The organism is Oleiphilus sp. HI0117, assembly GCF_001635235.1.
On the sequence record NZ_LWGA01000381.1, the window covers coordinates 1 to 350 of the forward strand.

The 350-nt window shown below is 50.9% G+C and carries 1 protein-coding gene; it reads right to left on the reverse strand.

The features are described 5' to 3' along the window. A partial coding sequence (locus tag A3757_RS04485) for a glycine zipper domain-containing protein (protein WP_156506175.1) occupies positions 1-350 on the reverse strand: 350 nt, incomplete at both ends.

Here is a 350-nt window from a genome sequence, read left to right on the forward strand (position 1 = left end):
AATGATTTTCTCAAAACTGGCCTGTAAATCCGACTTACCCGTTTCAAAGGTAATGTTGCCAGGCATCACTAAGATTATTTCGTCGCCCACACGCTTAACGCTTACGCCGCTATTTTTTAGCTGGTGCCTTAGTTTTGCTTCTTGCTGGTCCATGTAATAACCCGCACCACCACCAATAGCGCCACCGGCAACGGCACCAATAAGTGCGCCTTTGCCTCGGTCAGACTTACTCGAGGTTGCAACCCCGATCAGTGCTCCCGCGACTGCCCCGGTCACTGCGCCTGTCGTTGCGCTTGATACTTCTTCTTCACCGGTATAAGGGTCATAGGTCATACAAGCACTGGTTAAGG